Raw genomic sequence first — 23,228 nt, forward strand, 5'->3', positions numbered from 1 at the left:
ACCATAGGTTTAATACAGAGGTGGCGTCTATGAAAGCGGTAATGTCCATAAAGCAAGCCTGGCAGAGCGGGTTCGGTGCGTTAGTGTTGCTAGTTGCCTGTATTACAGCGCTGCCGCTACAAGCGCAGTCGGTTGAGGGCGTGGCAAATTTTCATCAACACAGCGATCAAATCGCCACCGGCGGCTTGGTAACTGGCGATGCGTTGGTCGTGCTAAAAGCGCAGGGTTACGAGCAAATTATTGATTTACGCAGCGCGGCGGAGACGCCAGAAGAAGAGGGTGAGGCAGCCAAGCAGTTAGGGCTGACTTGGTTCAATTTTCCCATGACCGGCGAGCTTCCAAGCGCCGAGCAAATTCAGCAGTTTGGTGCGGCATTGGGCGATAAAAAAACCTTGGTGCATTGTCGCTCGGGCAACCGAGCCGGTATGGCTTGGTCGCTTTGGCAAATCTCCCAAGGGGTCGAGCTGGAGCAGGCCTTAGCGGAGGGGCGAGCCATGGGTATGAAAGACGGTTTTGAGCAGGCTATTCGCGCGCAACAGAGGTAAAGCATGAGCACCCAAGAAGATTATTCGGCACTGGCCGAACACGCCGGTAGCGCCGCGGCTTTGCTGAAGCAGTTGGCCAATCCGCATCGTTTAATGTTGCTGTGTACCCTGATTGATGGCGAGCTTTCTGTGGGCGAATTAAATGCGCGGGTGCCGCTCAGTCAATCCGCCCTATCGCAACATTTAGCTGGTTTGCGCGAAGCCAATTTGGTGTCGACGCGCAAAGATCGGCAGCAGGTTTTTTATCGGTTAGAGGGCACGGAGGCGGTCAGCGTTATTCGTGTCTTAAAGCAGTTGTACTGCGGTTAAATCTCATTTTATCTAGTGGAGACGTTGTAAATGATCCGGATCAGTGCCCAAGAATTGGCGAAAAAAGTCGCGGCAAATGAGCCTTTATGTATTGTTGATGTGCGCACACCGGCCGAATACGCCGCTGTGAATTTGCCGAACAGTGTCAACTTTCCCTTGGGCAGCGTTACTCCGCATGCAGTTGTGGCGGCTGCGGGTGAACGGGCGCAAGTGTATTTAATGTGTCGCACCCAGCGTCGCGCTGAAATGGTTCACCAAGAATTAGCCGGTAAGTTGGCGTGTGAATTAGTGGTGGTCGACGGCGGTATTGAAAAAATGCCCGAGCAACTTTTGGTGCGCGGAAAGCGCACGGCTATTCCCCTTGATCGCCAAGTGCGCATTGCTGCTGGTTTATTAGTTTTTATTGGTGTGCTAGGCGGCTTTTTTGTTAACCCAGGTTTGTTTTGGTTAAGTGGTTTCGTTGGCGCCGGGTTAGTTTTTTCGGGTGTTACCGACACCTGCCCAATGGCCATGGCCATTGCGCGCATGCCTTGGAATCAAGTTCGGCCGTGATCGACATCGCTCTTGCGGCACTGGTGATTGGCGCTCTGGTTGGCCTTGTTTTAGGCCTGACCGGAGCTGGCGGCTCTTTGTTTGCTGTGCCGCTGTTAATGTTGGGCTTGGCTGTTAATGCCAATCAAGCTACGGGGCTAGCGTTGGCAGCTGTCTCCGCTAGCGCCCTGTGGGGCGTGGTTGTGCGTTTGCCAAGGGGCGAAGTGGTTTGGTTGCCGGCCATCGTGTTGGCCATTAGCGGAGCAGCAATGGCACCCATCGGGCGCTGGTTGGCGGCAAAAATTCCTGAGCCCGCTTTATTGATTGGCTTTGCAATCTTGGTGGTATTGGTGGCTCTGCGTATGTGGCGCCAAAGCAATGATGCGCCGGAAAGTGCCAAGGTTACCCGCGCCAGTCAAGGCAAGGGCGGCTCTGAAAAAGAAACTGCGCTGTGTCGCTTTAGCCCGTCCGGGCAATTAGAGCTTAAACCTCGCTGTTTGATGGGGGTGGTATTGGGCGGTTTCGGTGCAGGTATTTTATCGGGCTTGTTCGGTGTCGGCGGTGGTTTCGTCATTGTTCCACTGTTGGTATTGCTTACCGGTTTAACCATCACAGCCGCCGTTGCAACATCATTGGCGGTTATCGCCGTTATCAGCAGTGCCGGCTTTGCCAGTTTTATATGGTTGGGCGGTAGCGTCGATTTCGCTTTGCTGGCGTGGCTTATTTTAGGTGGCGTACTTGGCATGTTGCTGGGCTCGCTGGTGGCGAGTCGACTCGCTGGGCCGCTGCTGCAAAAAGGTTTTGTTATCGCCATGTTGTCGCTCACTGCGGCTACTCTCGTCGGACAACTTTAACGCACTTAGTTCCAGCGGTAGGCTCGCGATAGACGCGTGCATTGAAACGCCTCTGTTCGCCGGCGCTAGGAATTTTGAGGAGTAAATCACCATGATATTTCGCCAGCTATTCGATCGTGAGAGCTCAACCTACACCTATTTACTGGCCGATATCACCAACCGGCAAGCGCTGCTTATCGATCCTGTGCTGGAGCAATGTGACGCTTATCTTGCGCTCCTATCTCAGTTGGATTTACAGCTGATCTACGCGCTTGATACCCATGTTCATGCCGATCACGTGACGGCCTTGGGTAGGTTGCGCGAGGTCACGGGCTGTAAATCTCTCATGGGTAAGCAAAGCGAGGTGGCTTGTGCCAGCGGCTGGTTTGCCGATCAGGACCAACTAAACTTGGGCGCGCTGCAGTTACAAGTGCTCTATACGCCGGGTCACACCGATGACTCCTACTGCTTTTATCTGCCCGAACAGGCGTTATTATTCACTGGCGATACCCTGTTGATTCGAGGCACGGGTCGAACCGACTTTCAAAATGGCGATGCCCGTGCCCAGTACCAAAGCCTCCAGCGTCTGTTGGCGTTACCGCCGCAAACGCGGGTCTACCCAGCACACGACTACAAAGGTTGGACCTCAACTTCACTCGAGGAGGAGCGTCGTCACAACCCGCGCCTTCAAGTCCCGGACGTAGATGCTTATGCAGAATTGATGGCCAATCTAAAACTACCTAACCCGCATATGATGGATGTGGCGGTACCCGCTAATAAAGCCTGCGGTCGCGCCGATTAAATCAGGTTTGCCCCTGTGACCGACCGGACACGCCTCGTCGTACCCAGCGGCTAGTGTGGTTGCTACAATGGCGTTTTGTACAAAACGGCGTGGAGCAACTCATGGCTTTTCAGGGTACTGATAAATACGTAGCAACCGATGATTTACGCATGGCGGTTGATGCCGCCGTGGTATTGCAGCGGCCTCTGTTGATCAAGGGTGAGCCTGGTACAGGTAAAACCATGTTGGCCGAGGAAGTTGCGCAGAGTTTGGGCTTGCGCTTAATTCAGTGGCATATCAAATCCACCACTAAGGCACAACAGGGCTTGTATGAATACGATGCCGTGTCGCGTCTTCGGGACTCGCAGCTGGGCGATGATCGCGTACACGACATCAAAAACTATTTGAAAAAAGGCAAGCTCTGGGAAGCGTTTGAATCCGATGAGCAGTTGGTGTTATTGATTGATGAAATCGATAAAGCCGATATTGAATTTCCCAATGACCTATTGGTTGAAATCGACAAAATGGAATTCTTTGTTTACGAAACCGGTGAAACCATTAAGGCCAAACATCGCCCTATTGTTATTATCACCAGTAACAACGAAAAAGAATTACCCGATGCTTTTTTGCGTCGCTGCTTTTTCCACTATATTAATTTTCCCGATCGCGACACCATGCAAAAAATCGTGGATGTGCATTTCCCAGACATTAAACAAGCGTTAGTTAAAGATGCCTTAGATATCTTTTTTGATGTGCGCAAGGTGCCAGGCTTAAAGAAAAAGCCGTCCACTAGCGAGCTGGTAGATTGGTTGAAGTTATTGTTGGCCGACGATATCCCCGATGAAATTCTAAAAAACCGCGATACCACTAAAGCTATCCCGCCATTGTATGGTGCGCTGCTGAAGAATGAGCAAGATGTGCATATGCTCGAGCGTTTGGCCTTCATGACGCGTCGTGAGAATCGCTAATGTTGTTGAACTTTTTCAGTGGCCTGCGCGCCCATAAAGTACCCGTCTCGATCAAAGAGCTATTGGTACTGCTGGAAGCTATGGAGCACCGTTTAGCCTTCGGCTCAATTGATGACTTCTACCTGCTGGCGCGCACGGTGCTGATTAAGGATGAGAAGTATTACGACCGCTTTGATAAAGCCTTTGGCGCTTATTTTAAGGGCCTAGAAAGTATTGAGGATATTTTCCAAGCCTTAATTCCCGACGATTGGATTCGCAGCGAGTTTTTGAAGCAGTTAAGCGATGAAGAAAAGGCCAAAATCGAATCTATGGGCGGCTTAGAAAAGCTCATTGAAGAATTTAAGAAGCGCCTGGATGAACAGCAAAAGCGCCATCAAGGCGGCAATCGTTGGATTGGCACAGGCGGCACCTCGCCCTTCGGCAACAGCGGCTACAACCCCGAAGGCATTCGCGTTGGCGGCGAGTCGCGCAATAAAAGTGCGGTGAAGGTGTGGGATAAACGCGAGTTTAAAAATCTGGATGACGACGTAGAGCTCGGTACGCGCAACATCAAAATGGCACTGCGCAAATTGCGTAAATTTGCCCGAACCGGCGCCGCTGACCAATTAGATTTACCCGACACCATTAGCTCAACCGCGCGCAACGCCGGTTTTCTCGATATAAAAATGGTGCCCGAGCGCCACAACGCCGTAAAGGTGTTACTGTTTCTCGATGTGGGCGGTTCTATGGACCCCTATATTCGCCTCTGCGAAGAATTATTCTCCGCCTGCAAAACCGAATTTAAACATCTGGAATATTTCTATTTCCATAATTTCATTTACGAGCGCGTGTGGAAAGACAATGCCCGTCGGCATCAGGAAACCACGCAGCTGTTCGATGTGTTGCACAAGTACTCGAGTGACTACCGGGTTATTTTTATCGGTGATGCCTCCATGGCGCCCTATGAAATAGCCAGCCAGTACGGCAGTGTCGAGCACATGAACGAGGAACCTGGCTACAAGTGGATGGAGCGGGTGACGGAAACCTACGATAAGGTGATCTGGCTAAATCCGGTGAGCGAGAAATATTGGGATTACACCCAATCGATAAAAATGACCCACGAATTAGTTGATGGCCACATGTACCCTTTAACCCTAGAAGGCTTGGATAAGGGTATTAAATATTTGACAAAATAGCCGCAAGCCGCAAGCCGCAAGCCGCAAGCCGCAAGCCGCAAGCCGCAAGCCGCAAGCCGCAAGCCGCAAGCGCACGGTGCGAGGGTTATGCTTTTTGTAGCTTGTAGGGGGCGGCCCCCGCCTTGTAGCTTGTAGCGGCGCTCTTCCTGTCCACTGTAAACGGTCAGCGGCTCTTCCTAACCAATCCAGCGGTCGAAAGGAATAACCTCTACGCGCTCGCCTTTGTCTTGGTCACAGGCAAATTGATCCAATTTGATGTAGCAATTTGCTGAGGTATAGGAACTGAGTACGCCCGAACTTTGATCTGAGTCGGCGCTCACCTCTAAACCCGATGGGGTTGCGCTTAAGTAAGCCCGTTGAAAATCTGTGCGACCGGGCCGTTTGCGTAGCTTATTTTTGACGCTAGCATGTAAGCGAATCGGTTCAATGGCTTTTTCGCCAGCCAGTAATTGTAGCGCCGGTAGTGCCACCTGGTGAAAGGTGAGTGTGGCAGATACAGGGTTGCCCGGCAGGCCAAAAAAGTAAGCCTTACCTAGCTTGCCAAAGGCCAAGGGTTTGCCGGGTTTAATCGCGATCTTCCAAAACGCTATGTCACCCATGCGCTCTAAAATTTCTCGGGTGTAGTCTGCTTCTCCAACCGATACACCACCAGAGCTGAAAATTAAATCGGCCTGTTCTGCCGCGATAGTGAAGGCCTCTTCAAGGGCTGAGGGCTGGTCTGGCACTATACCCAAATCCATAATCTCAACATTAAGTCGCTCAAGCATGGCGTGCAGCACATAGCGATTACTGTCGTATATTTGGCCTCGTTCTAGCCCTTGGCCAGGTGTTTTCAATTCGCTGCCAGTGGAAAGAATGGCGACTTTTAAGCGTCGAATGAGTGGGATTTTGGACAAACCTAAGGATGCCAGTAAGCCAATATCTGTCGGACCGAGACGCTTGCCTTTCGTTAATACGATGTGTCCGGTGAGTATGTCGGCGCCTTGTGTACGAACATGTTGCCCAAGTTTAACGCTGGCGGGGTGTAACAACTTGATCATCTTGCCTTGCGTCTGAATATCTTCCTGCATGACCACTGTGTCAGCACCAGCTGGTATTGGCGCGCCGGTCATAATGCGCACGCATTTGCCTTTGCCAACGCGGCCGTCAAATGCCTCACCGGCAAATGCTTTGCCTATGCGTTCGAATTCGTGATTGGTCGCTATGTCATTGAATCGCAGCGCGTAACCGTCCATCGCTGAATTATCGTAACCGGGTACGTCAATGGGTGCCTTGATGTCTTGAGCAAGAATGCGATCCAACGCTAAATCAAGCGTTACCGTCTCTTGCTCTGTTATGGCTTCAAGTTGTTGGTGCAATATCGCGATAGCTTCATCGAGAGGCATTAGATTAGGGGCGTCACAACAGCCCATGTTTAACTCCTAAAGTAGTCTCTAGGGGCCGGCCATCCTTTTTCTTGAGGCAGGCCATCCTGTTGTTTGCTGCGGAACATCATTGGTTTGGTGTTGGCTTGTGTATTTTCTAGGTACTAGAAACTGACCACGCTAGCAACTCAATGGCTCTGATTAACCATCCACACGGCGGCTTCGACGCGTGAGCGCAGCCCCAATTTTTTCAGTACGTGCTTCACATGTACCTTTACAGTGCCATCGGAAATATCTAAATCGCGGGCGATAAGTTTATTCGATAAGCCTTTGGCGATGAGCTTTAAAATTTCGTGTTCGCGGCTGGTCAATTTCGCCAACAGGCTGGTTTTATTGTTGTCGCCTTTGCGGATGGCTTTGGCGAGCACGTGGGTGAGTTTGTCGGATATCACCATCTTGCCGTGCGCGGCCTCAATCAGTTGCGCCAAGATATCCTCAGGGTCCATATCTTTGAGCAGATAGCCGTCGGCGCCATAGGTGATGGCGCAAACAACGTCTTCGTCGTTGTCTGACACAGTTAACATGACGATGCGCGAGGTGATACCGGCCTCGCGCATGGCGCGCAGGGTTTCTAGGCCGTCCATACCTTGCATGTTCAAATCCAGCACGATCAAATCAGGGTCTGTTTCCCCCGCTAAGCGCAGTGCATCCAAGCCGTTACTGGCCTCGCCAACCAGCGCCAGCTCGTCCTCCAACTCGATCAGCTGCACTAAGCCTTTGCGTAGAAGAGGGTGATCATCAACTAATAAGATGCTGGTAACGTGTTGATCCATAGCGCTAAAAACTTTTCAGTGAACAGAACCTTTACATTCGCTAATTCCTTAATGTGTTGCAACTGTAAAAAGACGATCCCTTGATGTAGGTCATGTAGATGAACGCTGGCAATAACCTTTGAGAGTTAGGGGAGTACTCAACTTGGCTAGTTGGGGCGCAAGTTCAAGGGCTGGCGCTCGAGTCGGGGCGCGGCTTGGGCGGGACTGCTACTCCAATAGAGGTAATCTCCATCTGCCGATGGTTCGGCTAATGCTACTCCCTTCTGTTGATTGAGCACCTAGCGTGGGGGCGCCATAGTGAGGCTGAAACATTCTGTTCAACGGGAGCGCGCAATGGCGACATCAACTACGAATAAGGCGGCAGACCTCACTGGCTACCGGCCAGGCGATAATATTAAAAACTGGAATCCAGAGGATGAAAACTTTTGGGAATCCACGGGTAAAAAAGTTGCCAATAGAAACCTTTGGATCTCTATCCCTAGTTTACTGTGCGGTTTCGCGGTGTGGCTTTACTGGGGCATTATCACCGTGCAAATGCTTAACCTTGGCTTTGACTTTGCCAAGGCGGATTTATTTAGCCTAATGGCCATTGCCGGTTTGACCGGCGCAACCTTACGTATTCCCAGTAGTTTTTTCATTCGCTTATGCGGCGGCCGCTATACCATTTTCTTTACCACTGCATTGCTAATGATTCCCGCGCTCGGTACAGGATTAGCGTTACAGGACACCAACACACCGCTGTTGGTGTTTCAGCTCTTAGCGCTGTTATCGGGCATTGGCGGCGGTAACTTTGCTGCGTCTATGTCGAACATCAATTTCTTTTTCCCGAAGAAAAGCCAAGGCTTGGCCTTAGGCTTGAACGCCGGTTTGGGTAATTTTGGTGTCACCACCATGCAAATACTGGTGCCTTTGGTGATGACCTTTGCACTCTTTGGTGCCATGGGTGGCGATTCAATGGTATTGCAAAGTACCTCTGGCACCTTGATTGGTAAAATTGCGGCAGGCACAGAAACCTACATTCAGAATGCCGGTTTTGTGTGGTTGTTATTGCTAATTCCGCTGGCCTTCGCGGGCTGGTTCGGCATGAACAATATCAATACTTCGGAAGTGACCCCGGCTCAGCCAGGCGCACTCACCGCCTTCGGAATCATGGCCGGTATGTTGGCCATTGGTTTTGTTACCGCAGTCCTTGGGCTTTGGCTAATTCTACCCGAAGCCGCTAATGGCTCTGGTTTTGGTGTACCTAAGGAAATTGTCTTGCTGCTGATTATGGTGGCGACATTATTTCTGTTGAAATTAATTCCTGGCCAAGTAAAAACAAGCTTGGATCGTCAATTTAAAATATTTAGCAATAAACACACTTGGGTAATGAGTGTTATCTACACCATGACCTTCGGTTCATTCATCGGTTTTGCGGCGGCCTTCCCTCTGTCTATTAAAGTGATCTTTGGCTATCAGCATGTTGTTGTGGACGGTGTCATGACCCATAACATTGTTAATGATAATGGCCCAAGTGCCTTGATGTTCGCCTGGATGGGGCCTTTCATCGGTGCTTTAATACGCCCCCTGGGTGGTTGGATTTCGGATAAATGGGGCGGTGCACTGGTCACTCAAATTTGCTCCATCGCGATGGTGCTGGGTGCTTTGAGCGCGGCTTACTACATGCGTGAAGCTTATAGTTCTGCCGCGCCAGAGGAATTTTTTGTCCCATTTTTCATCTCCTTCATGGTGTTATTTGCCTCCAGCGGCATTGGCAATGGCTCCACTTTCCGCACCATTGCCATGGTGTTTTCTAAAGAGCAGGCAGGCCCGGTATTGGGCTGGACCTCTGCGGTGGCTGCTTATGGCGCTTTCTACATTCCTCAAGTCATTGGCGAGCAGATTAACGCTGCCACGCCCGAGGTCGCCTTGGTTGGCTTTGCGGCATTCTATGCGGTTTGTGTGGTGGTTAACTGGTTTTACTATCTGCGTAAAAGTGGCGAGTTCTATAATCCTTAGGGTTCGCTCTCGGCCCTAAAAGTGCCCGCGCTGTGCGGGCATTTTTATTGCTGCGCTAGGTGGTCTATCCTTTATTCGTGTTGCATGGCGCCCTTAGTGCTGTGTCTAAACGGATCATTGGTAGCGGCATCGTTATGGTGGATAAACAGGGAAATAGCGATATTTCGAGCGATCAGGAAGGCTTGGGATCATCTCATCACGGCTTTAAAGGCGAAGCCCTAGCCCGTACGCAGGCGGAGCTAAATAATGCCTTGAGCGGCCTATCAGACATCCTGTATCAAACCGATGAGGCCGGAACCATTATGATGGTGTCGGGCGCCTGTGAAGCCGTATTGGGTTATCAAATAGCCGAAATTATTGGCCGGCCAATGGCGAGTTTTTATTGCGATCAAGATGAGCGCTCCCGCTTACTCAATGACATGTTAAATGATGGCGTGCGAGATAGAGAGATTATTGCCGCCCTAAGGCACAAGCAGGGGCATGAAGTCTGGGTGGCAACCAATGTCCATTTAGTATTTGACGCGCAGGGGAAGTTCCTAGGTTCGCAGGGCATAGCCAGAGACTATTCAGAGCGCAAGCGTCAGCAGCAAATGCTCGAAGCCTCCGAATTGCAATATCGCACGCTCTATGAAATGACCAGTGATGCGGTCATGCTGCTCGATGATACCGGCTTCTTCGATTGCAATATGGCGACAGTCAATTTATTCGGTTGCGCTTCTATTGCCGAATTTTGTACCAAGCACCCAGCAGATTTGTCACCCGAGTATCAACCCGACAACAGCCTTTCCACTGAGCTTTCTATGCAGCGAATTGAGCATGCCATGGTTCAAGGTAGCAATCGCTTCGAATGGCTGCATAAACGCGCAGATAACAATGAGACTTTTCATGCCGATGTACAGCTCAACAGCATGAATGTGAACGGCCGCGTCATTATACAGGCCGTTGTACGCGATATTAGCCGCTTAAAAGAAGAGGAAGAAAAGGCGCAGCAGCTCGCCTTTTACGACCCGTTGACTGGCCTAGCGAACCGACGCTTGATGGACATAAAGCTCGATCAAGCACTGGCCGAATGCAAGCGCAATAAATGTTGGGGAGCGCTGATTTTTATGGATTTGGATTATTTTAAAAAGCTTAATGACGAGCATGGCCATGCCGCCGGTGATCATCTACTTGTGCAGGTAGCGGAACGGCTTAAACATCAATTACGCGAAGTGGATACACTGGTTCGCTATGGCGGCGATGAATACATTGTGATTCTAAGCCAAATTGGGGAGACTGCAAAGCAAGCTAATGCGCAAGCGATGCTAGTGGCCGAAAAATTGCGTGCGGAAATGGCTAACCCCTTTTTCATCCAGACCTCTGAAAGAAAGTCAGATGCAGAGGTGATCGAGTTTGAAAGCGGTGCGAGTTTTGGCGTTCAATTATTTGGTGGCGATCAGTTAGACCCCAGCACCATTCTAAATTTAGCTGATCACGCTATGTATCAGGCAAAACGCGCGGGCAGAAATTACGTCTCTTTTGGTGTGCAAGGTAAGTAGGTTGCAGTGGCTAGCTTAGCTGGCCTGTAAAAGATTGATGTAGTCGGGTTTGAACTTAAAGGTAATTTTTGTACCTTTTCCGTCACCCTTACCTATGTGGAATTCCCCGTTCAAACTGCGGCTGCGCTCTTTCATAATGGCTAAACCATAGTGATTCAGTTTTTCTGGTGCGCTAGGTAGCCCAACGCCGTCGTCGCTCACCATTAATAGAATATGGTCGTCGATTAAATGCACCAAATCAATGACGAGCTCAGTGCCCTTGGAGTGGTGTAGGGCATTTTGCGCTGCCTCGCGCACGATTTGCATAAGGTGAATTTCCTCTGCCGGCGTGAGGGGGATGTCGGTGAGTTTATAGTTCAAAGATATGTTCATGGTCGAGCGCTCGCGCAATTGATTAACGGTTTGGACTAACGCACCTTCGAGCCCGGTGCTGTCGAGCTTTAATCTGAATGTGGTTAATAATTCCCGCAGCTGCCGGTAGGCGCTAGATAAACCCTCTCGCAATTCGTTAACAATGGGCTGTTGTTTGTCATACTCTTTTCTATCGCAGGTTTTCTGGAGTCGAACCACTTGTATCTTTAAATACGACAGTGCTTGGGCGAGTGAGTCGTGTAGCTCGCGTGCAATAACGGTGCGCTCGTCGAGGGTGGCGACTTTTCTGTCTAAGGCTTTTTGATCGGCAAGTGAGAGTGCCAAGGCCAGTTGATCGGCAGTAGAGGTAATGAGTTGGTCGGCCCAATGACCGTGCTCTAATTTGAGCGGTTCGCGCACACTTAGAATACCGTACTGGCGCTCGTCTCGACCGATATTGTATTGGTATTCCTGCTCGTCTTTATAGCAGCCAGGTTTCACTTCATCTTTGCATTCTGAACAGCTTTTTGCACTGCAGTCGGGTGTGCCATTGTTGCCTACATGGTAGTAAGGTTGGCTACCTTCTTGGGTGAAAAGACAAACGTCTATTTGTGCATGATTAATAAGCTTGGCCAGCTCGCTAATGATGGCTTTATGGTCCACGGGTTGATGGTAGGCGCTCATGATTTGGCGCGAAGTGCTGAGTAAAAATTCCAGTGCCTTGGTTTGGCGCTGCAGATCTGCGGTGCGTTTTTCCACGCGCGCTTCCAATTCGGCATAGTGGGCCTGAAGAGACTCACCCATAAGATTGAAAATTTCTGCCAGCAGCGCGAATTCGTCTCGCCCCTCCAAATGCAGGCGGTGGCTCAATTCGCCCTGCCGGTATTTGTCCGCCGCCGAGGTTAATTCCTTGAGCGGTTTTTCGATGCGCTCTCGGGTGAAATAGAAGGCTAAACTACCGACGCAAACAATGGTAAAAAATCCCACAATTTGAATCAGCCTAAGCCGGATAATGCGCTGCTCGGCATTCTGTTGGAATTCGCTAACCAGAGCGTTGGTAAGCGCAATTTGCTTGTCCAATGCTGGAATGAGTTGGGTGATGGCGGGGCGGATTTGTTCATAGCGCAGCTGTAGCGCGTGCGCCAATTGCGGTTCAATGATGGTTTGCCAGTGTTGGCTGGCTTCTGCATAGCGATTCGACACAGCGTCGGACACATAGGCATCTTTTAGGTGCATCAATAAGGGAAAGCGCCAGGTTTGTCGAAGCTCTTCAATTTGTTGTAGGGCGGCCTGATCGTTGTCTTGGCTGATGCTCAGCGCGATCCGATAGGTTTGCATGCGCAGGGTGCCAGATAAGTTAATGGCCTGGGCATCTTTGTCACCGAGTTCGGTAATCCAGTAGGTGGTAAAAATCGATAGTAGAGACACCGCCATAATGGCCGCGAGCGACAGCGTGATGGTGTTCATTACGCTCTGACCAAATTGGCGCTTTAAGCCATCAATCATCATCTACCCCTAAATTTTCGCATTGCGCCTGTTGGCCCGGCTTTTTGCAGCGTTTCGCTGCTTGCTCAATGAAATCAAGGGGCTTGCACGCGTGGTAACTACCACCTTGGTGGTAGTTAGCTTATTTAACACCTAGAGCCGTGGTTTATGTCTTGATCTGAGTCAACAACCGCGCAGACCGCGGTATTTACAGTGGCTACATCTGGGCCTTCCTTCCAGTAGCAATTAGCGACCAGCCAAATGGTGAGGAAATAAATAATGAGTCAATTTTTAGATAAGCTGCGTTTTTTCCAGGCGAAGAAGCAGGCTTTTAGCGGCGATCACGGCGTAACTACCGAAGAGAATCGCGATTGGGAAGACGGCTATCGTCGTCGTTGGCAGCACGATAAGATTGTGCGCTCCACCCATGGCGTGAACTGCACCGGTTCCTGTAGCTGGAAGATTTACGTGAAAGATGGTTTGGTAACCTGGGAAACCCAGCAAACCGACTACCCGCGTACCCGCCCAGACCTACCCAACCACGAGCCACGCGGCTGCCCACGGGGCGCCAGCTACTCTTGGTATATCTATTCTGCCAACCGTCTAAAGTACCCCAAGGTACGCAAGGCGTTGTTGAAATTATGGCGCGATGCCCGCGCTAGCTATTCAGATCCCGTTAAAGCGTGGGAGTCGATCGTTAACGATCCCGTGAAGGCCAAGAGCTACAAAACCAAGCGCGGTATGGGCGGCTTGGTGCGCTCTGATTGGCGCGAAGTGAATGAAATGATCGCGGCGGCCAACGTTTACACGGCGAAAAAATATGGCCCAGACCGCATCAGTGGCTTCTCGCCCATTCCCGCCATGTCCATGGTGTCTTACGCTGCGGGTTCGCGTTATTTAAGCTTGATTGGCGGCAACTGCTTGTCTTTCTACGATTGGTATTGCGATCTACCACCGGCCTCGCCACAAATTTGGGGCGAGCAAACCGACGTGCCGGAATCGGCCGACTGGTACAACTCCGGTTACATCATTGCCTGGGGTTCTAACGTTCCGCAAACCCGCACCCCCGATGCCCACTTCTTCACCGAAGTACGCTACAAGGGCACGAAAACGGTTGCTATTACGCCTGATTATTCGGAAGTGGCGAAGCTCACCGACGAGTGGGTTCCGGCCAAACAGGGCACCGATGCGGCTGTTGCCATGTCTATGGGTCACGTAATTTTGCGTGAATTCCACGTGGATAAGCCAAGCGAATATTTTAAAGACTATGTGCGCTCCACCACCGATTTCCCTTACCTAGTGAAACTCGAAGCCTGTGAAAACGGCCTGCAGCAGGGCGCCTTCTTGCGTGCTTCAGATTTAGCTGGCAACCACGGCCAAGACAATAACCCCGAGTGGAAAACCATTGCGTTAAATGAAACCAATGGCGAGCTGGTATCGCCTAATGGTTCTATCGGCTATCGCTGGGGCGAGCCCTCGGCGAAGGAAGGCAAGGGCAAGTGGAACATCGAGCAGAAAGACGGCAAGTCTGGCGCCGAGGTTAAGCTCACCCTGTCGTTAAAAGAAACCGCCGACCAAGTTGTGGATGTGGCTTTCCCATACTTCGGTTCCGCGGAGCACGAGTACAAGTATTTCGACCACACAGATCACGACCCCATTCAGCAGCGTAAAGTGCCCGTTAAAAAGGTTACCTTAGCCGATGGTTCCGAAGTGTTGGTGGCCACTGTGTACGATTTAACCTTGGCCAACTACGGCGTGGATAACGGCTATGACTGCCCGAATTCCGCCAAAACTTTCGACGACAATATTCCCTACACACCAGCCTGGCAGGAAAAAATTACCGGTGTACCGCGTGCGCAAATTATCAAAATTGCGCGCGAGTTTGCCGATAACGCGCATAAAACCCGTGGCCGCTCCATGATTATTATCGGTGCAGCAATGAACCACTGGTACAACATGGACATGAACTACCGCGGCGTCATCAATATGTTGATGATGTGTGGTTGTATCGGCCAGTCTGGTGGTGGTTGGGCGCACTATGTGGGGCAAGAAAAGCTGCGCCCACAGTGCGGCTGGTTGCCCTTGGCCTTCGGGCTAGATTGGCAGCGGCCACCGCGCCAAATGAACGGCACTTCATTTTTCTATAATCACGCCGACCAATGGCGCTATGAAAAATTAGACATGGCCGAAGTCATTTCGCCCTTGGCTAACAAAGAAAAGTGGACCGGTTCCATCATCGATTTCAACACCCGCGCCGAGCGCATGGGTTGGTTGCCGTCGGCACCGCAGCTGGGTATGAACCCGCTGGAATTGTGCAAGCGCGCCGAAGCCATGGGTATGGACCCGAAAGATTACGCGGTAAAAATGTTGAAAGAGGGCGAGCTGAAATTTTCCTGTGAAGACCCGGATAATCCGCAGAACTTCCCGCGCAATATGTTTATTTGGCGTTCCAACTTGCTCGGTTCTTCCGGCAAGGGCCACGAATATATGTTGCGCCATTTGCTCGGCACCAAGCATGGTTTGATGGGCAAAGACCTCGGCGAGTCGGGCGAGAAGAAACCACAAGACGTAACCTGGCACGACGATGCGCCGGAAGGCAAAATCGACCTGTTGGTAACATTGGATTTCCGCATGTCTACCACTTGCTTGTATTCAGATATCGTTTTGCCAACCGCTACTTGGTATGAAAAAGACGACATGAATACCTCGGATATGCATCCGTTTATTCACCCGCTGTCTAAAGCTGTTGATCCCGTGTGGGAATCGCGTTCCGATTGGGACATCTTTAAAGGCATCGCCAAGCGCTTCAGTGAATTAACTGACGGTCACTTAGGTGTGGAAAAAGATCTTGTCACCATTCCCATGCAACACGATACCCCCGGTGAATTAGCCCAGCCTAATGGCGTAAAAGCTTGGTGGAAAAATGAGTGCGAACTCATTCCCGGCAAAACCGCACCTAACATGGTGGTGGTAGAAAGGGATTACCCCAATACCTACAAGCGCTTTACCTCGCTTGGCCCCTTGCTAGAAAAATTAGGCAATGGCGGCAAGGGTATTAATTGGAATACCGACGCCGAAGTGAAATTCCTCGGTGAGCTGAACTATGTGCACACCGAAGAAGGCGCGCACAAAGGCCGGCCAAAAATTGAATCCGCCATTGATGCCGCCGAAGTGATTTTGTCGCTGGCACCAGAAACCAACGGTCAAGTGGCGGTGAAAGCATGGCAAGCACTGGGTGCGATTACCGGTCGCGATCACACCCACTTGGCCAAGCCAAAAGAAGACGAAAAAATTCGCTTCCGCGATATTCAAGCGCAGCCGCGCAAGATTATTAGCTCGCCCACTTGGTCGGGCTTGGAAGATGAGCACGTGTCTTATAACGCCGGTTACACCAACGTACACGAGTTAATTCCATGGCGCACCGTCACCGGCCGCCAGCAGTTTTATCAAGATCACGAGTGGATGTGTGATTTCGGCGAGCAGCATTGCACCTACAAGCCGCCCATTAACACCAAGACGATCGAGCCGCTACTGGGCAAAAAGTCGAATGGCAATCACGAGTTGGTATTGAACTGGATTACACCACACCAGAAGTGGGGCATTCACTCAACTTACTCCGATAACCTGTTGATGCTTACCCTGTCGCGCGGTGGCCCCATTGTGTGGCTGAGCGAAGTGGATGCGAAGAAGGCCGATATTGTCGACAACGACTGGATCGAAATCTTCAACGTCAACGGTGCCATCAGTGCCCGTGCTGTTGTTTCGCAGCGTGTACCAGAAGGCATGAGCATGATGTACCACGCACAAGAGCGCATTGTGAACGTGCCCGGTGCTGAAACCACCAAAACCCGTGGCGGTATTCACAACTCGGTAACCCGAGCGGTGATGAAACCCACCCACATGATTGGTGGTTATGCGCAGCAGTCTTACGGTTTTAACTACTACGGTACCGTGGGCTGTAATCGAGATGAATTTGTGATCGTTCGCAAGATGGACAAGGTCGATTGGCTGGACGAGCCCCAAGCAGGTGGAGTGTAAGCAAATGAAAATACGTGCACAGATAGGCATGGTGTTAAATTTAGACAAGTGTATTGGTTGTCATACTTGCTCCATTACGTGTAAAAATGTGTGGACCAGTCGCGATGGTATGGAATACGCCTGGTTCAATAACGTAGAAACCAAACCCGGTATTGGCTTCCCGAAAGAGTGGGAAAACCAAGACAAGTGGAACGGCGGTTGGGTGCGCAACAAAAATGGCAAGCTCACGCCTAAACAAGGTGGCAAGCTGCGCTTGTTGGCGAACATTTTTGCCAACCCAGATTTGCCAGAAATCGACGACTACTACGAGCCCTTTGATTTTGACTACGAGCATCTACACAACGCGCCCGAGTCAAAGCATCAACCCGTAGCGCGTCCGCGCTCGCTGATCACTGGCCAGCGCATGGAGAAAATTAATTGGGGCCCGAACTGGGAAGAAATTCTCGGCACCGAATTCGCCAAGCGTAAAGCCGATGTGAACTTCAACGACGTGGTGCAAAAAGACATCTACGGTCAATTCGAAAAGACCTTCATGATGTACTTACCACGGTTGTGTGAACACTGCTTAAACCCCGCCTGTGTGGCCAGCTGCCCAAGTGGCGCTATCTACAAGCGCGAAGAAGACGGCATTGTATTGATCGATCAAGACAAGTGCCGCGGTTGGCGCATGTGTGTGTCGGGTTGCCCGTACAAGAAAATTTACTACAACTGGAAAACCGGAAAATCTGAAAAATGTATTTTCTGCTATCCACGTATCGAAGCCGGCCAGCCCACCGTTTGTTCGGAAACTTGCGTAGGCCGTATTCGCTACCTAGGCGTGTTGCTCTATGACGCCGATAAAATTGAAGCGGCGGCGAGCGTCGAGCTGGAAAAAGATTTGTACCAAGCGCAATTGGATTTGTTCCTCGATCCCAATGATCCAGCGGTACAAGCCGCAGCGCGCGCCGAGGGTATTCCAGAGGCATGGCTAGAGGCGGCGCAAAACTCGCCCGTGTACAAAATGGCCGTGGATTGGAAAGTGGCACTGCCATTACACCCCGAGTATCGGACTCTACCCATGGTTTGGTATGTGCCACCTTTGTCGCCCATTCAAAATGCGGCCGAAGCCGGTCACATCGGTATGGATGGCGTGATTCCCGATTTGAAATCGCTGCGCATTCCGGTTCGCTACTTGGCTAACTTGTTAACCGCAGGCGATGAAGTGCCAGTACTTAATGCCCTAGAGCGCATGTTGGCCATGCGCGCCTTCAAGCGTTCGCAGCAAGTGGAAGGCGAAGTGGATATGGCGGTATTGCAAAAAGTTGGCTTGTCCGCGTCGGAAGTGGAAGACATGTATCGCTATATGGCTATTGCCAACTACGAAGATCGCTTCGTGATTCCAACCAGCCATAAAGCGTATGCAGAAGATGCCTACGACATGAAGTCGACCTGTGGCTTTAGCTTTGGCAACGGCTGCAGTGATGGCAATAACGAGGTCAATATCTTCGGCGGTAAAAAGCAAACCAATCGCGACATCATCGCGGTAAGTACCTGGGAGGCCGAGTAATGGAAATTTTACGCATTCTCTCAAGACTGCTGGATTACCCAACCGCTGACATTGGTAACTATCAGGCCGAGGTGCTCGGCCTGATTGAAAGCGCGCCGATGCAAGACAAACTGCGTCAGAAAGTGATGCAGTTTGTAAAAGATAGAACCGCTATGGACTTGTTAGATTGGCAAGCGGAATACGACGGCATGTTTGAACGCGGTCGTTCATTGGGCTTGTGGTTGTTTGAGCATGTACACGGCGAGTCGCGCGATCGCGGCCAAGCGATGGTGGATTTAGTAGGTCTCTATCGTCAAGCCGGTTTAGAAATAAGCCAGCACGAACTGCCCGATTACATTCCGTTGTTTTTAGAGTTTTTGGCAACCCAGGGTGATGACAACGCCAAGGGTTGGATAGTCGACATGGAACACATTCTCGCATTGCTACAAGTTCGCTTGGAAAAGCGCGAGAGCGACTATGCCGTGCTATTCGAAGCCTTATTGGATATTGCCCACAGTAAGGTCAATCTCAAGGAAGTGCGCGAGCGCATTGCCTCAGAAAAGCGCGACGACACTAAAGCCGCTATCGATAAAGAGTGGGAAGAAGAGGAGGTCACCTTTGGCGCCGAATCTTTGGAGAAGAGTTGCGACAGCGCCGCAAGACGCCCCAGCGAATCTCAGCGCCGCGATTTAGATGTGCCATTGAATTGGGTAGGTTTTAACGATGCAACTGAAAAACCGGCATCTGCCTTAGAGAGGAATTAATGATGAATCATTTCTTGTTTGGTGTTTATCCCTACATCGCGTTTGCCATATTCCTGCTCGGTAGTTTGGCGCGCTACGATCGCGATCAATACACGTGGAAAACCGGCTCCAGTCAGCTGTTAGAAAGTAAGCAGTTGCGCAAAGGGTCGATCGCTTTTCACGTGGGCATTATCGCCATTTTGTGTGGTCACTTTGTTGGCTTGTTGACGCCCAATGCGGTGTGGCATGCCCTTGGCGTATCGGCCAGTTTTAAACAAATGGTTGCCATGGGTGTAGGTGGTTTCTTTGGCCTAATCTGTCTTTACGGCATGGTTATTCTCATCAAGCGCCGCCTAACCAATGATCGGGTTCGCGCCACCACAACCACAATGGATCTCACTATCTTACTGTTGCTGTTCGCGCAGCTTGTGCTCGGTTTACTGTCAATCTTCGTGTCATCTGGTCACATGGACGGCGCTGAAATGTTAAAGCTGATGGCCTGGGCGCAAAATATCGTGATACTTGATCCGGTATATGCGGCGGAGCAAATGGTGAACGTGCACTGGATTTTTAAAATGCATATCACCTTGGGTATGACACTGTTTGTGCTGTTTCCCTTCTCGCGGTTGGTGCATGTTTGGAGTGTGCCGGTGAAGTACTTTACCCGGAACTACCAAATAGTCCGCGCCAAATAGAAGGACCCTTGTCTTTTTCCTCAGGGCGGCGTCGGTGCTGTGCTCGGTCGGTCACATACTAGGTGTATGCTCCCTCCCTGTGCGCAGTACCTCCTAACCCTGAGAAAAAATCCAAAGGTCCTTCGCGGACCTTCGTCTTTTACGCTAGGGCGGCGTTGGATCAGTGCTTATGTTCAGGATGAACGGTATGTCACGGTTGCAGGGAAGCAAATGAGTGACCAGAGAGGCAGATTTTTTGCTCCTGCAAAATCTGCACTTCCGCCATCCATGGCGGTCGTACACTCCCTCACTGCGCGCTGATCCGCCTTGCCCTAACGCAAAATCCAAAGGTCCTTATCGGGCCTTTTTTGTTTTTAAGAGCGGGAATCAGTGCTTATGTTCAGGACCTCGGTGCCCCTTGAGGGTATGAACGGTATGTCACGGTTGCAGGGAAGCAAATGAGTGACCAGAGAGGCAGATTTTTGCTCCTGCAAAATCTGCACTTCCGCCATCCATGGCGGTCGTACGCTCCCTCACTGCGCGCTGATCCGCCTTGCCTTAACGCAAAATCCAAAGGTCCTTATCGGGCCTTTTTGCTTTTTAGGGGAGGCGTGACGCGCAGGGACCTCGGTGCCCCATGAGGGTACGCACTAATGTCGCGGTGGCATGGACCTCGGTGCCCCTTGAGGGTATGCCAAAGAACGACCGGTGCTGTGCTTATGTTCAGGACCTGGGTGCCCCCTGAGGGTATGCACTAATGTCGCGGTGGCATGGACCTCGGTGCCCCTTGAGCGGTCCGACGATTCGGGTATGCCAATGAGCGACCAGAGGCAGATTTTTGCTCCTGCAAAATCTGCACTTCCGCCATCCATGGCGGTCGTATGCTCCCTCCCTGTACGCAGTACCTCCTGACCCTGAGAATAAATCCTAAGGTCCTTCGTGTCCTATTTATAGGGACTGCTACTACTCAGCGCAAATGGTGTCCCGTAAGTCTGTATAAACACAGATTTCACCCCTGAATAGCCTTTCTAGCAGTATTTTTTCAACGCCGCGGGATATATGCCTCCGGGGCGTATTATTTTGCGCCCCATTCTGAAAATTGTGATAACTTCCTGAAATTAAAGGGAGAGTTGGAGCTGGTACCATAGCTCCGCTCTGGATATATGCCTCGGAGGCACTGAATAAGGCTGTTAGCCATCTTTTCGAGGATTGGAGTAATTTATGAGAATGATGAATGAAAAATGGTGACCGAATACTGCCAATAATAATGGTGATTGCGGCATTCGTATTTGTTGCTCTTTCAGTATTTATATCTAGTCAAAGAGCATTAACGAGCTTGGAGAATACTCTCTTGCAAGCTTTTGGTCTTGGGCTGGGGTTGATAGGCTCATTTATGTTTGGAAAGCAGTCCGCCAAAGAAGCAGCGAAAGAGATAATCAAGCCTCATGCTCGATCAGCTTTTCGCAGGCTTATCTCGCTATATGAAAGTCTTTCCAGAGTCGGGTTTGCTATAGAAAATTGTCATTCTAGCCCCGAAAGTCAATCTCAAACTATGGCAAAGCTAGAAGCAATTGTTATTGAGCAGCTATCTACAGCCGATGATGCTTTAGAAGATTGGAATGATATCGTTCCCGAGGAAGTATCTGAGTTAAAGGCTAGATTGGAACGTTCAAGAATTAATGGGAGAAATAATGAGCAAGCCAATTAAAGCAAAGGTTGCCCGAATCTTAAATTCGCGAGAAATTGTCATAACAGCGGGCACTGAGGACGGTGTGGCTGTAGATATGTATTTTGATGTAATGGACCCAAATGGTGAAGATATTAAGGACCCAGATACAGGTGAGATATTAGGTTCAATTCAACGACCGAAGGTCAGGGTAAAAGTGACACAAGCGCATGAGAAACTCTCTGTTGCTATGACTTACAAAAAGAAAGAAGTTAATGTTGGCGGTTCAAGCTCTGCCTTTGATATAGGTTTGTTGTCGAGAACGTTGATGCCACCAAAGTATGTAACAAAATACGAAACTTTAAAAACTACCGAAAAAACATGGGAAGATTTGAGCGAAGAAGAAAGCTATGTAAAAACTGGAGATCCGGTTATTCAAGTACTTAAACCGCTGCCGGAGGAAGAATAATAGCTAACAAAGCAAGGCAGCAAGCCCCTTCGGGGTGGGACCTCCTTTCAGTCGGCCCCTGCTTGCGGCGTTAGTATTCATCATGGGATCTGATTTTGATAAAAATTGTCCAAGCTTCTTATTTGTTGAAAATCGCTGAGGACCTTCCTTCTGATGATTATGTGGGAGGATGGTTTTATCGCGGGCAATCAAATAAGGATTGGGGGCTGGAACCTAAAGCTTTTCGATCACCATATTTGGAAGGCGACGGTTTTGATTTTAAATTCAAGATGTGGCTTAAGCATTCCCATAACTATTCAGGAATGGATTATTCTAACGAAATCGAAGCTATGGCTATCGCGCAGCATCATGGCTTCGCTACAAAACTCTTGGATTGGACTTCTAATATATTAATTGCAGCATTTTTCGCTTGTAGTGATAATTTCGAAAGTGATGCCAAGATAATTGCCTACTTCCCAACACAATATATTTATCTTGATGATGAAATGGCCCCAGTAGAAATTGAGAACGCGGTAGGATTTCAACCAAAAGCAGTAGCTGCTAGGCTAAAATCTCAGTCAGGTTGCTTTACATATCATAAGGAAGAAGCTTTTAAAATTGAAAACAAATACTTTGGGCCGGGACAACATGACACGCTTTATGAGTGGATTATTCCACGTGAACATAAAATAGAAATTCTTAAGACGCTAGATCGTCTATCAATTAATTATCGTACGTTATTTCCAGATCTCGATGGGCTGTCTAAGCACTTCTGTTTACAAGATGAAATACGTCAATACTAACAAGGCTGTCAACCATCGCCACTACGTCGCTGGACAGCCCAAAGCGCGCTTCGCGCACGGTTTCCTTTTATGGCGACATTAGGATAAGAAATGAAAAAAATACTATTTACAATTTTGTGCCTTTTTTCGATTAGTGTATTTTCAGAAGAAAAAATAGGTGATCAGATACGCTATGCCGATGAATCTGATCGCGAGATGAATGAAGCAATAAGTAGGGCTAGGAGTGAGTTATCAGAATTCTTCAAGGTTGCTGAGAGCCCACCAAATGACGCTGATGAATTTAAATTGAAAGTAATGGTTTCAGACGAGTCAGGTGTCGAGCATCTTTGGTTTTCCCCTTTCAAGAAAATAGAAGGAGGATACGCTGGAGTGTTGGTAAACCAACCCGGAGTTGTTCAGTCAATGGCGTATGGCGAGGTCTACGCTTTCAAAAAAGATCAAATAACCGACTGGGGTTACGTTTTTAACGGGAAGCAAGTGGGTAGTTATACCATTTGTGTTCTTTTTAAAACCATGCCAGTAAACGTTGTTGAACAATATAAAAATGATCATGGCTTCGATTGTAAATCCTAACAATCGCAACCAAAACGGGCTATCGCCCTCGACTCGCTACGCTCGCG

At 50.0% G+C, this 23,228-nt stretch carries 20 protein-coding genes; 17 read left to right on the plus strand and 3 right to left on the minus strand.

Features of this window, described 5'->3' with window-relative positions:
• Positions 1 to 29: 29 nt before the first annotated feature.
• The 7 genes from QWY82_RS09600 (at position 30) to QWY82_RS09630 (ending at position 5,142) form a co-directional block, all read left to right on the plus strand.
• Positions 30 to 545: a protein tyrosine phosphatase family protein gene (locus tag QWY82_RS09600; protein ID WP_290261689.1), complete on the plus strand. Its 516-nt coding sequence runs from the start codon at positions 30 to 32 to the stop codon at positions 543 to 545.
• Positions 546 to 548: 3 nt separating this feature from the next.
• Positions 549 to 854, plus strand: a complete 306-nt coding sequence (locus QWY82_RS09605; RefSeq protein WP_290261690.1) for an ArsR/SmtB family transcription factor — start codon at positions 549 to 551, stop codon at positions 852 to 854.
• Between the two features lie 30 nt (positions 855 to 884).
• A complete protein-coding gene (locus tag QWY82_RS09610) occupies positions 885 to 1,406 on the plus strand; it encodes a rhodanese-like domain-containing protein (protein ID WP_290261691.1) in 522 nt (173 codons plus the stop codon).
• Positions 1,385 to 2,239 carry a sulfite exporter TauE/SafE family protein gene (locus tag QWY82_RS09615; RefSeq protein ID WP_290261692.1) on the plus strand — a complete coding sequence of 285 codons (855 nt, stop codon included), beginning with the start codon at positions 1,385 to 1,387 and terminating at the stop codon, positions 2,237 to 2,239. The genes QWY82_RS09610 and QWY82_RS09615 overlap by 22 nt, the downstream gene beginning before the upstream one ends.
• 91 nt (positions 2,240 to 2,330) lie before the next feature.
• Positions 2,331 to 3,020, plus strand: coding sequence for an MBL fold metallo-hydrolase (locus QWY82_RS09620; protein WP_290261693.1), 690 nt, complete (start codon positions 2,331 to 2,333; stop codon positions 3,018 to 3,020).
• A gap of 101 nt (positions 3,021 to 3,121) precedes the next feature.
• On the plus strand, positions 3,122 to 3,967 hold the full coding sequence (locus QWY82_RS09625) for an AAA family ATPase (RefSeq protein WP_290261694.1): 846 nt from the start codon (positions 3,122 to 3,124) through the stop codon (positions 3,965 to 3,967).
• Positions 3,967 to 5,142: a vWA domain-containing protein gene (locus tag QWY82_RS09630; RefSeq protein WP_290261695.1), complete on the plus strand. Its 1,176-nt coding sequence runs from the start codon at positions 3,967 to 3,969 to the stop codon at positions 5,140 to 5,142. The genes QWY82_RS09625 and QWY82_RS09630 overlap by 1 nt, the downstream gene beginning before the upstream one ends.
• A gap of 176 nt (positions 5,143 to 5,318) precedes the next feature.
• Here QWY82_RS09630 and moeA read toward each other — a convergent pair whose 3' ends face one another.
• Together moeA and narL are read right to left on the minus strand one after the other, a co-directional pair.
• Positions 5,319 to 6,554: a molybdopterin molybdotransferase MoeA gene (gene moeA, locus QWY82_RS09635; protein WP_290261696.1), complete on the minus strand. Its 1,236-nt coding sequence runs from the start codon at positions 6,552 to 6,554 to the stop codon at positions 5,319 to 5,321.
• 140 nt (positions 6,555 to 6,694) lie between these two features.
• Positions 6,695 to 7,339 carry a two-component system response regulator NarL gene (narL, locus tag QWY82_RS09640; protein ID WP_290261697.1) on the minus strand — a complete coding sequence of 215 codons (645 nt, stop codon included), beginning with the start codon at positions 7,337 to 7,339 and terminating at the stop codon, positions 6,695 to 6,697.
• Between the two features lie 333 nt (positions 7,340 to 7,672).
• Here narL and QWY82_RS09645 point away from each other — a divergent pair, with 333 nt between their 5' ends.
• Together QWY82_RS09645 and QWY82_RS09650 are read left to right on the plus strand one after the other, a co-directional pair.
• Positions 7,673 to 9,337 carry an MFS transporter gene (locus tag QWY82_RS09645; protein WP_290261698.1) on the plus strand — a complete coding sequence of 555 codons (1,665 nt, stop codon included), beginning with the start codon at positions 7,673 to 7,675 and terminating at the stop codon, positions 9,335 to 9,337.
• Positions 9,338 to 9,438: 101 nt separating this feature from the next.
• Complete coding sequence (locus QWY82_RS09650; protein WP_290261699.1) at positions 9,439 to 10,875, plus strand: sensor domain-containing diguanylate cyclase; 1,437 nt, start codon at positions 9,439 to 9,441, stop codon at positions 10,873 to 10,875.
• Positions 10,876 to 10,890: 15 nt separating this feature from the next.
• Here QWY82_RS09650 and QWY82_RS09655 read toward each other — a convergent pair whose 3' ends face one another.
• Positions 10,891 to 12,732 carry a histidine kinase gene (locus tag QWY82_RS09655; RefSeq protein WP_290261700.1) on the minus strand — a complete coding sequence of 614 codons (1,842 nt, stop codon included), beginning with the start codon at positions 12,730 to 12,732 and terminating at the stop codon, positions 10,891 to 10,893.
• 258 nt (positions 12,733 to 12,990) lie between these two features.
• On the opposite strand from QWY82_RS09655, the gene QWY82_RS09660 reads away from it, so the two are divergent.
• The 8 genes from QWY82_RS09660 to QWY82_RS09695 all read left to right on the plus strand — a co-directional run bounded on the left by QWY82_RS09660 (position 12,991) and on the right by QWY82_RS09695 (position 23,181).
• Positions 12,991 to 16,749 carry a nitrate reductase subunit alpha gene (locus QWY82_RS09660; protein WP_290261701.1) on the plus strand — a complete coding sequence of 1,253 codons (3,759 nt, stop codon included), beginning with the start codon at positions 12,991 to 12,993 and terminating at the stop codon, positions 16,747 to 16,749.
• Between the two features lie 4 nt (positions 16,750 to 16,753).
• On the plus strand, positions 16,754 to 18,295 hold the full coding sequence (gene narH, locus QWY82_RS09665; protein ID WP_290261702.1) for a nitrate reductase subunit beta: 1,542 nt from the start codon (positions 16,754 to 16,756) through the stop codon (positions 18,293 to 18,295).
• Positions 18,295 to 19,038 (plus strand): nitrate reductase molybdenum cofactor assembly chaperone, encoded by a 744-nt coding sequence (narJ, locus tag QWY82_RS09670; RefSeq protein WP_290261703.1) that lies wholly within the window; start codon positions 18,295 to 18,297, stop codon positions 19,036 to 19,038. Before narH ends, narJ begins: the two co-directional genes overlap by 1 nt.
• Positions 19,038 to 19,712: a respiratory nitrate reductase subunit gamma gene (gene narI, locus QWY82_RS09675; RefSeq protein ID WP_290261704.1), complete on the plus strand. Its 675-nt coding sequence runs from the start codon at positions 19,038 to 19,040 to the stop codon at positions 19,710 to 19,712. Before narJ ends, narI begins: the two co-directional genes overlap by 1 nt.
• A gap of 1,213 nt (positions 19,713 to 20,925) precedes the next feature.
• Complete coding sequence (locus QWY82_RS09680; protein ID WP_290261705.1) at positions 20,926 to 21,399, plus strand: hypothetical protein; 474 nt, start codon at positions 20,926 to 20,928, stop codon at positions 21,397 to 21,399.
• On the plus strand, positions 21,383 to 21,826 hold the full coding sequence (locus tag QWY82_RS09685; protein ID WP_290261706.1) for a hypothetical protein: 444 nt from the start codon (positions 21,383 to 21,385) through the stop codon (positions 21,824 to 21,826). Before QWY82_RS09680 ends, QWY82_RS09685 begins: the two co-directional genes overlap by 17 nt.
• Before the next feature lie 95 nt (positions 21,827 to 21,921).
• Complete coding sequence (locus tag QWY82_RS09690; protein ID WP_290261707.1) at positions 21,922 to 22,608, plus strand: FRG domain-containing protein; 687 nt, start codon at positions 21,922 to 21,924, stop codon at positions 22,606 to 22,608.
• Positions 22,609 to 22,698: 90 nt separating this feature from the next.
• A complete protein-coding gene (locus QWY82_RS09695) occupies positions 22,699 to 23,181 on the plus strand; it encodes a YegJ family protein (protein WP_290261708.1) in 483 nt (160 codons plus the stop codon).
• Positions 23,182 to 23,228: the final 47 nt, after the last annotated feature.

This window comes from Simiduia curdlanivorans (assembly GCF_030409605.1).
Taxonomy (GTDB): Bacteria; Pseudomonadota; Gammaproteobacteria; order Pseudomonadales; family Cellvibrionaceae; genus Simiduia; species Simiduia curdlanivorans.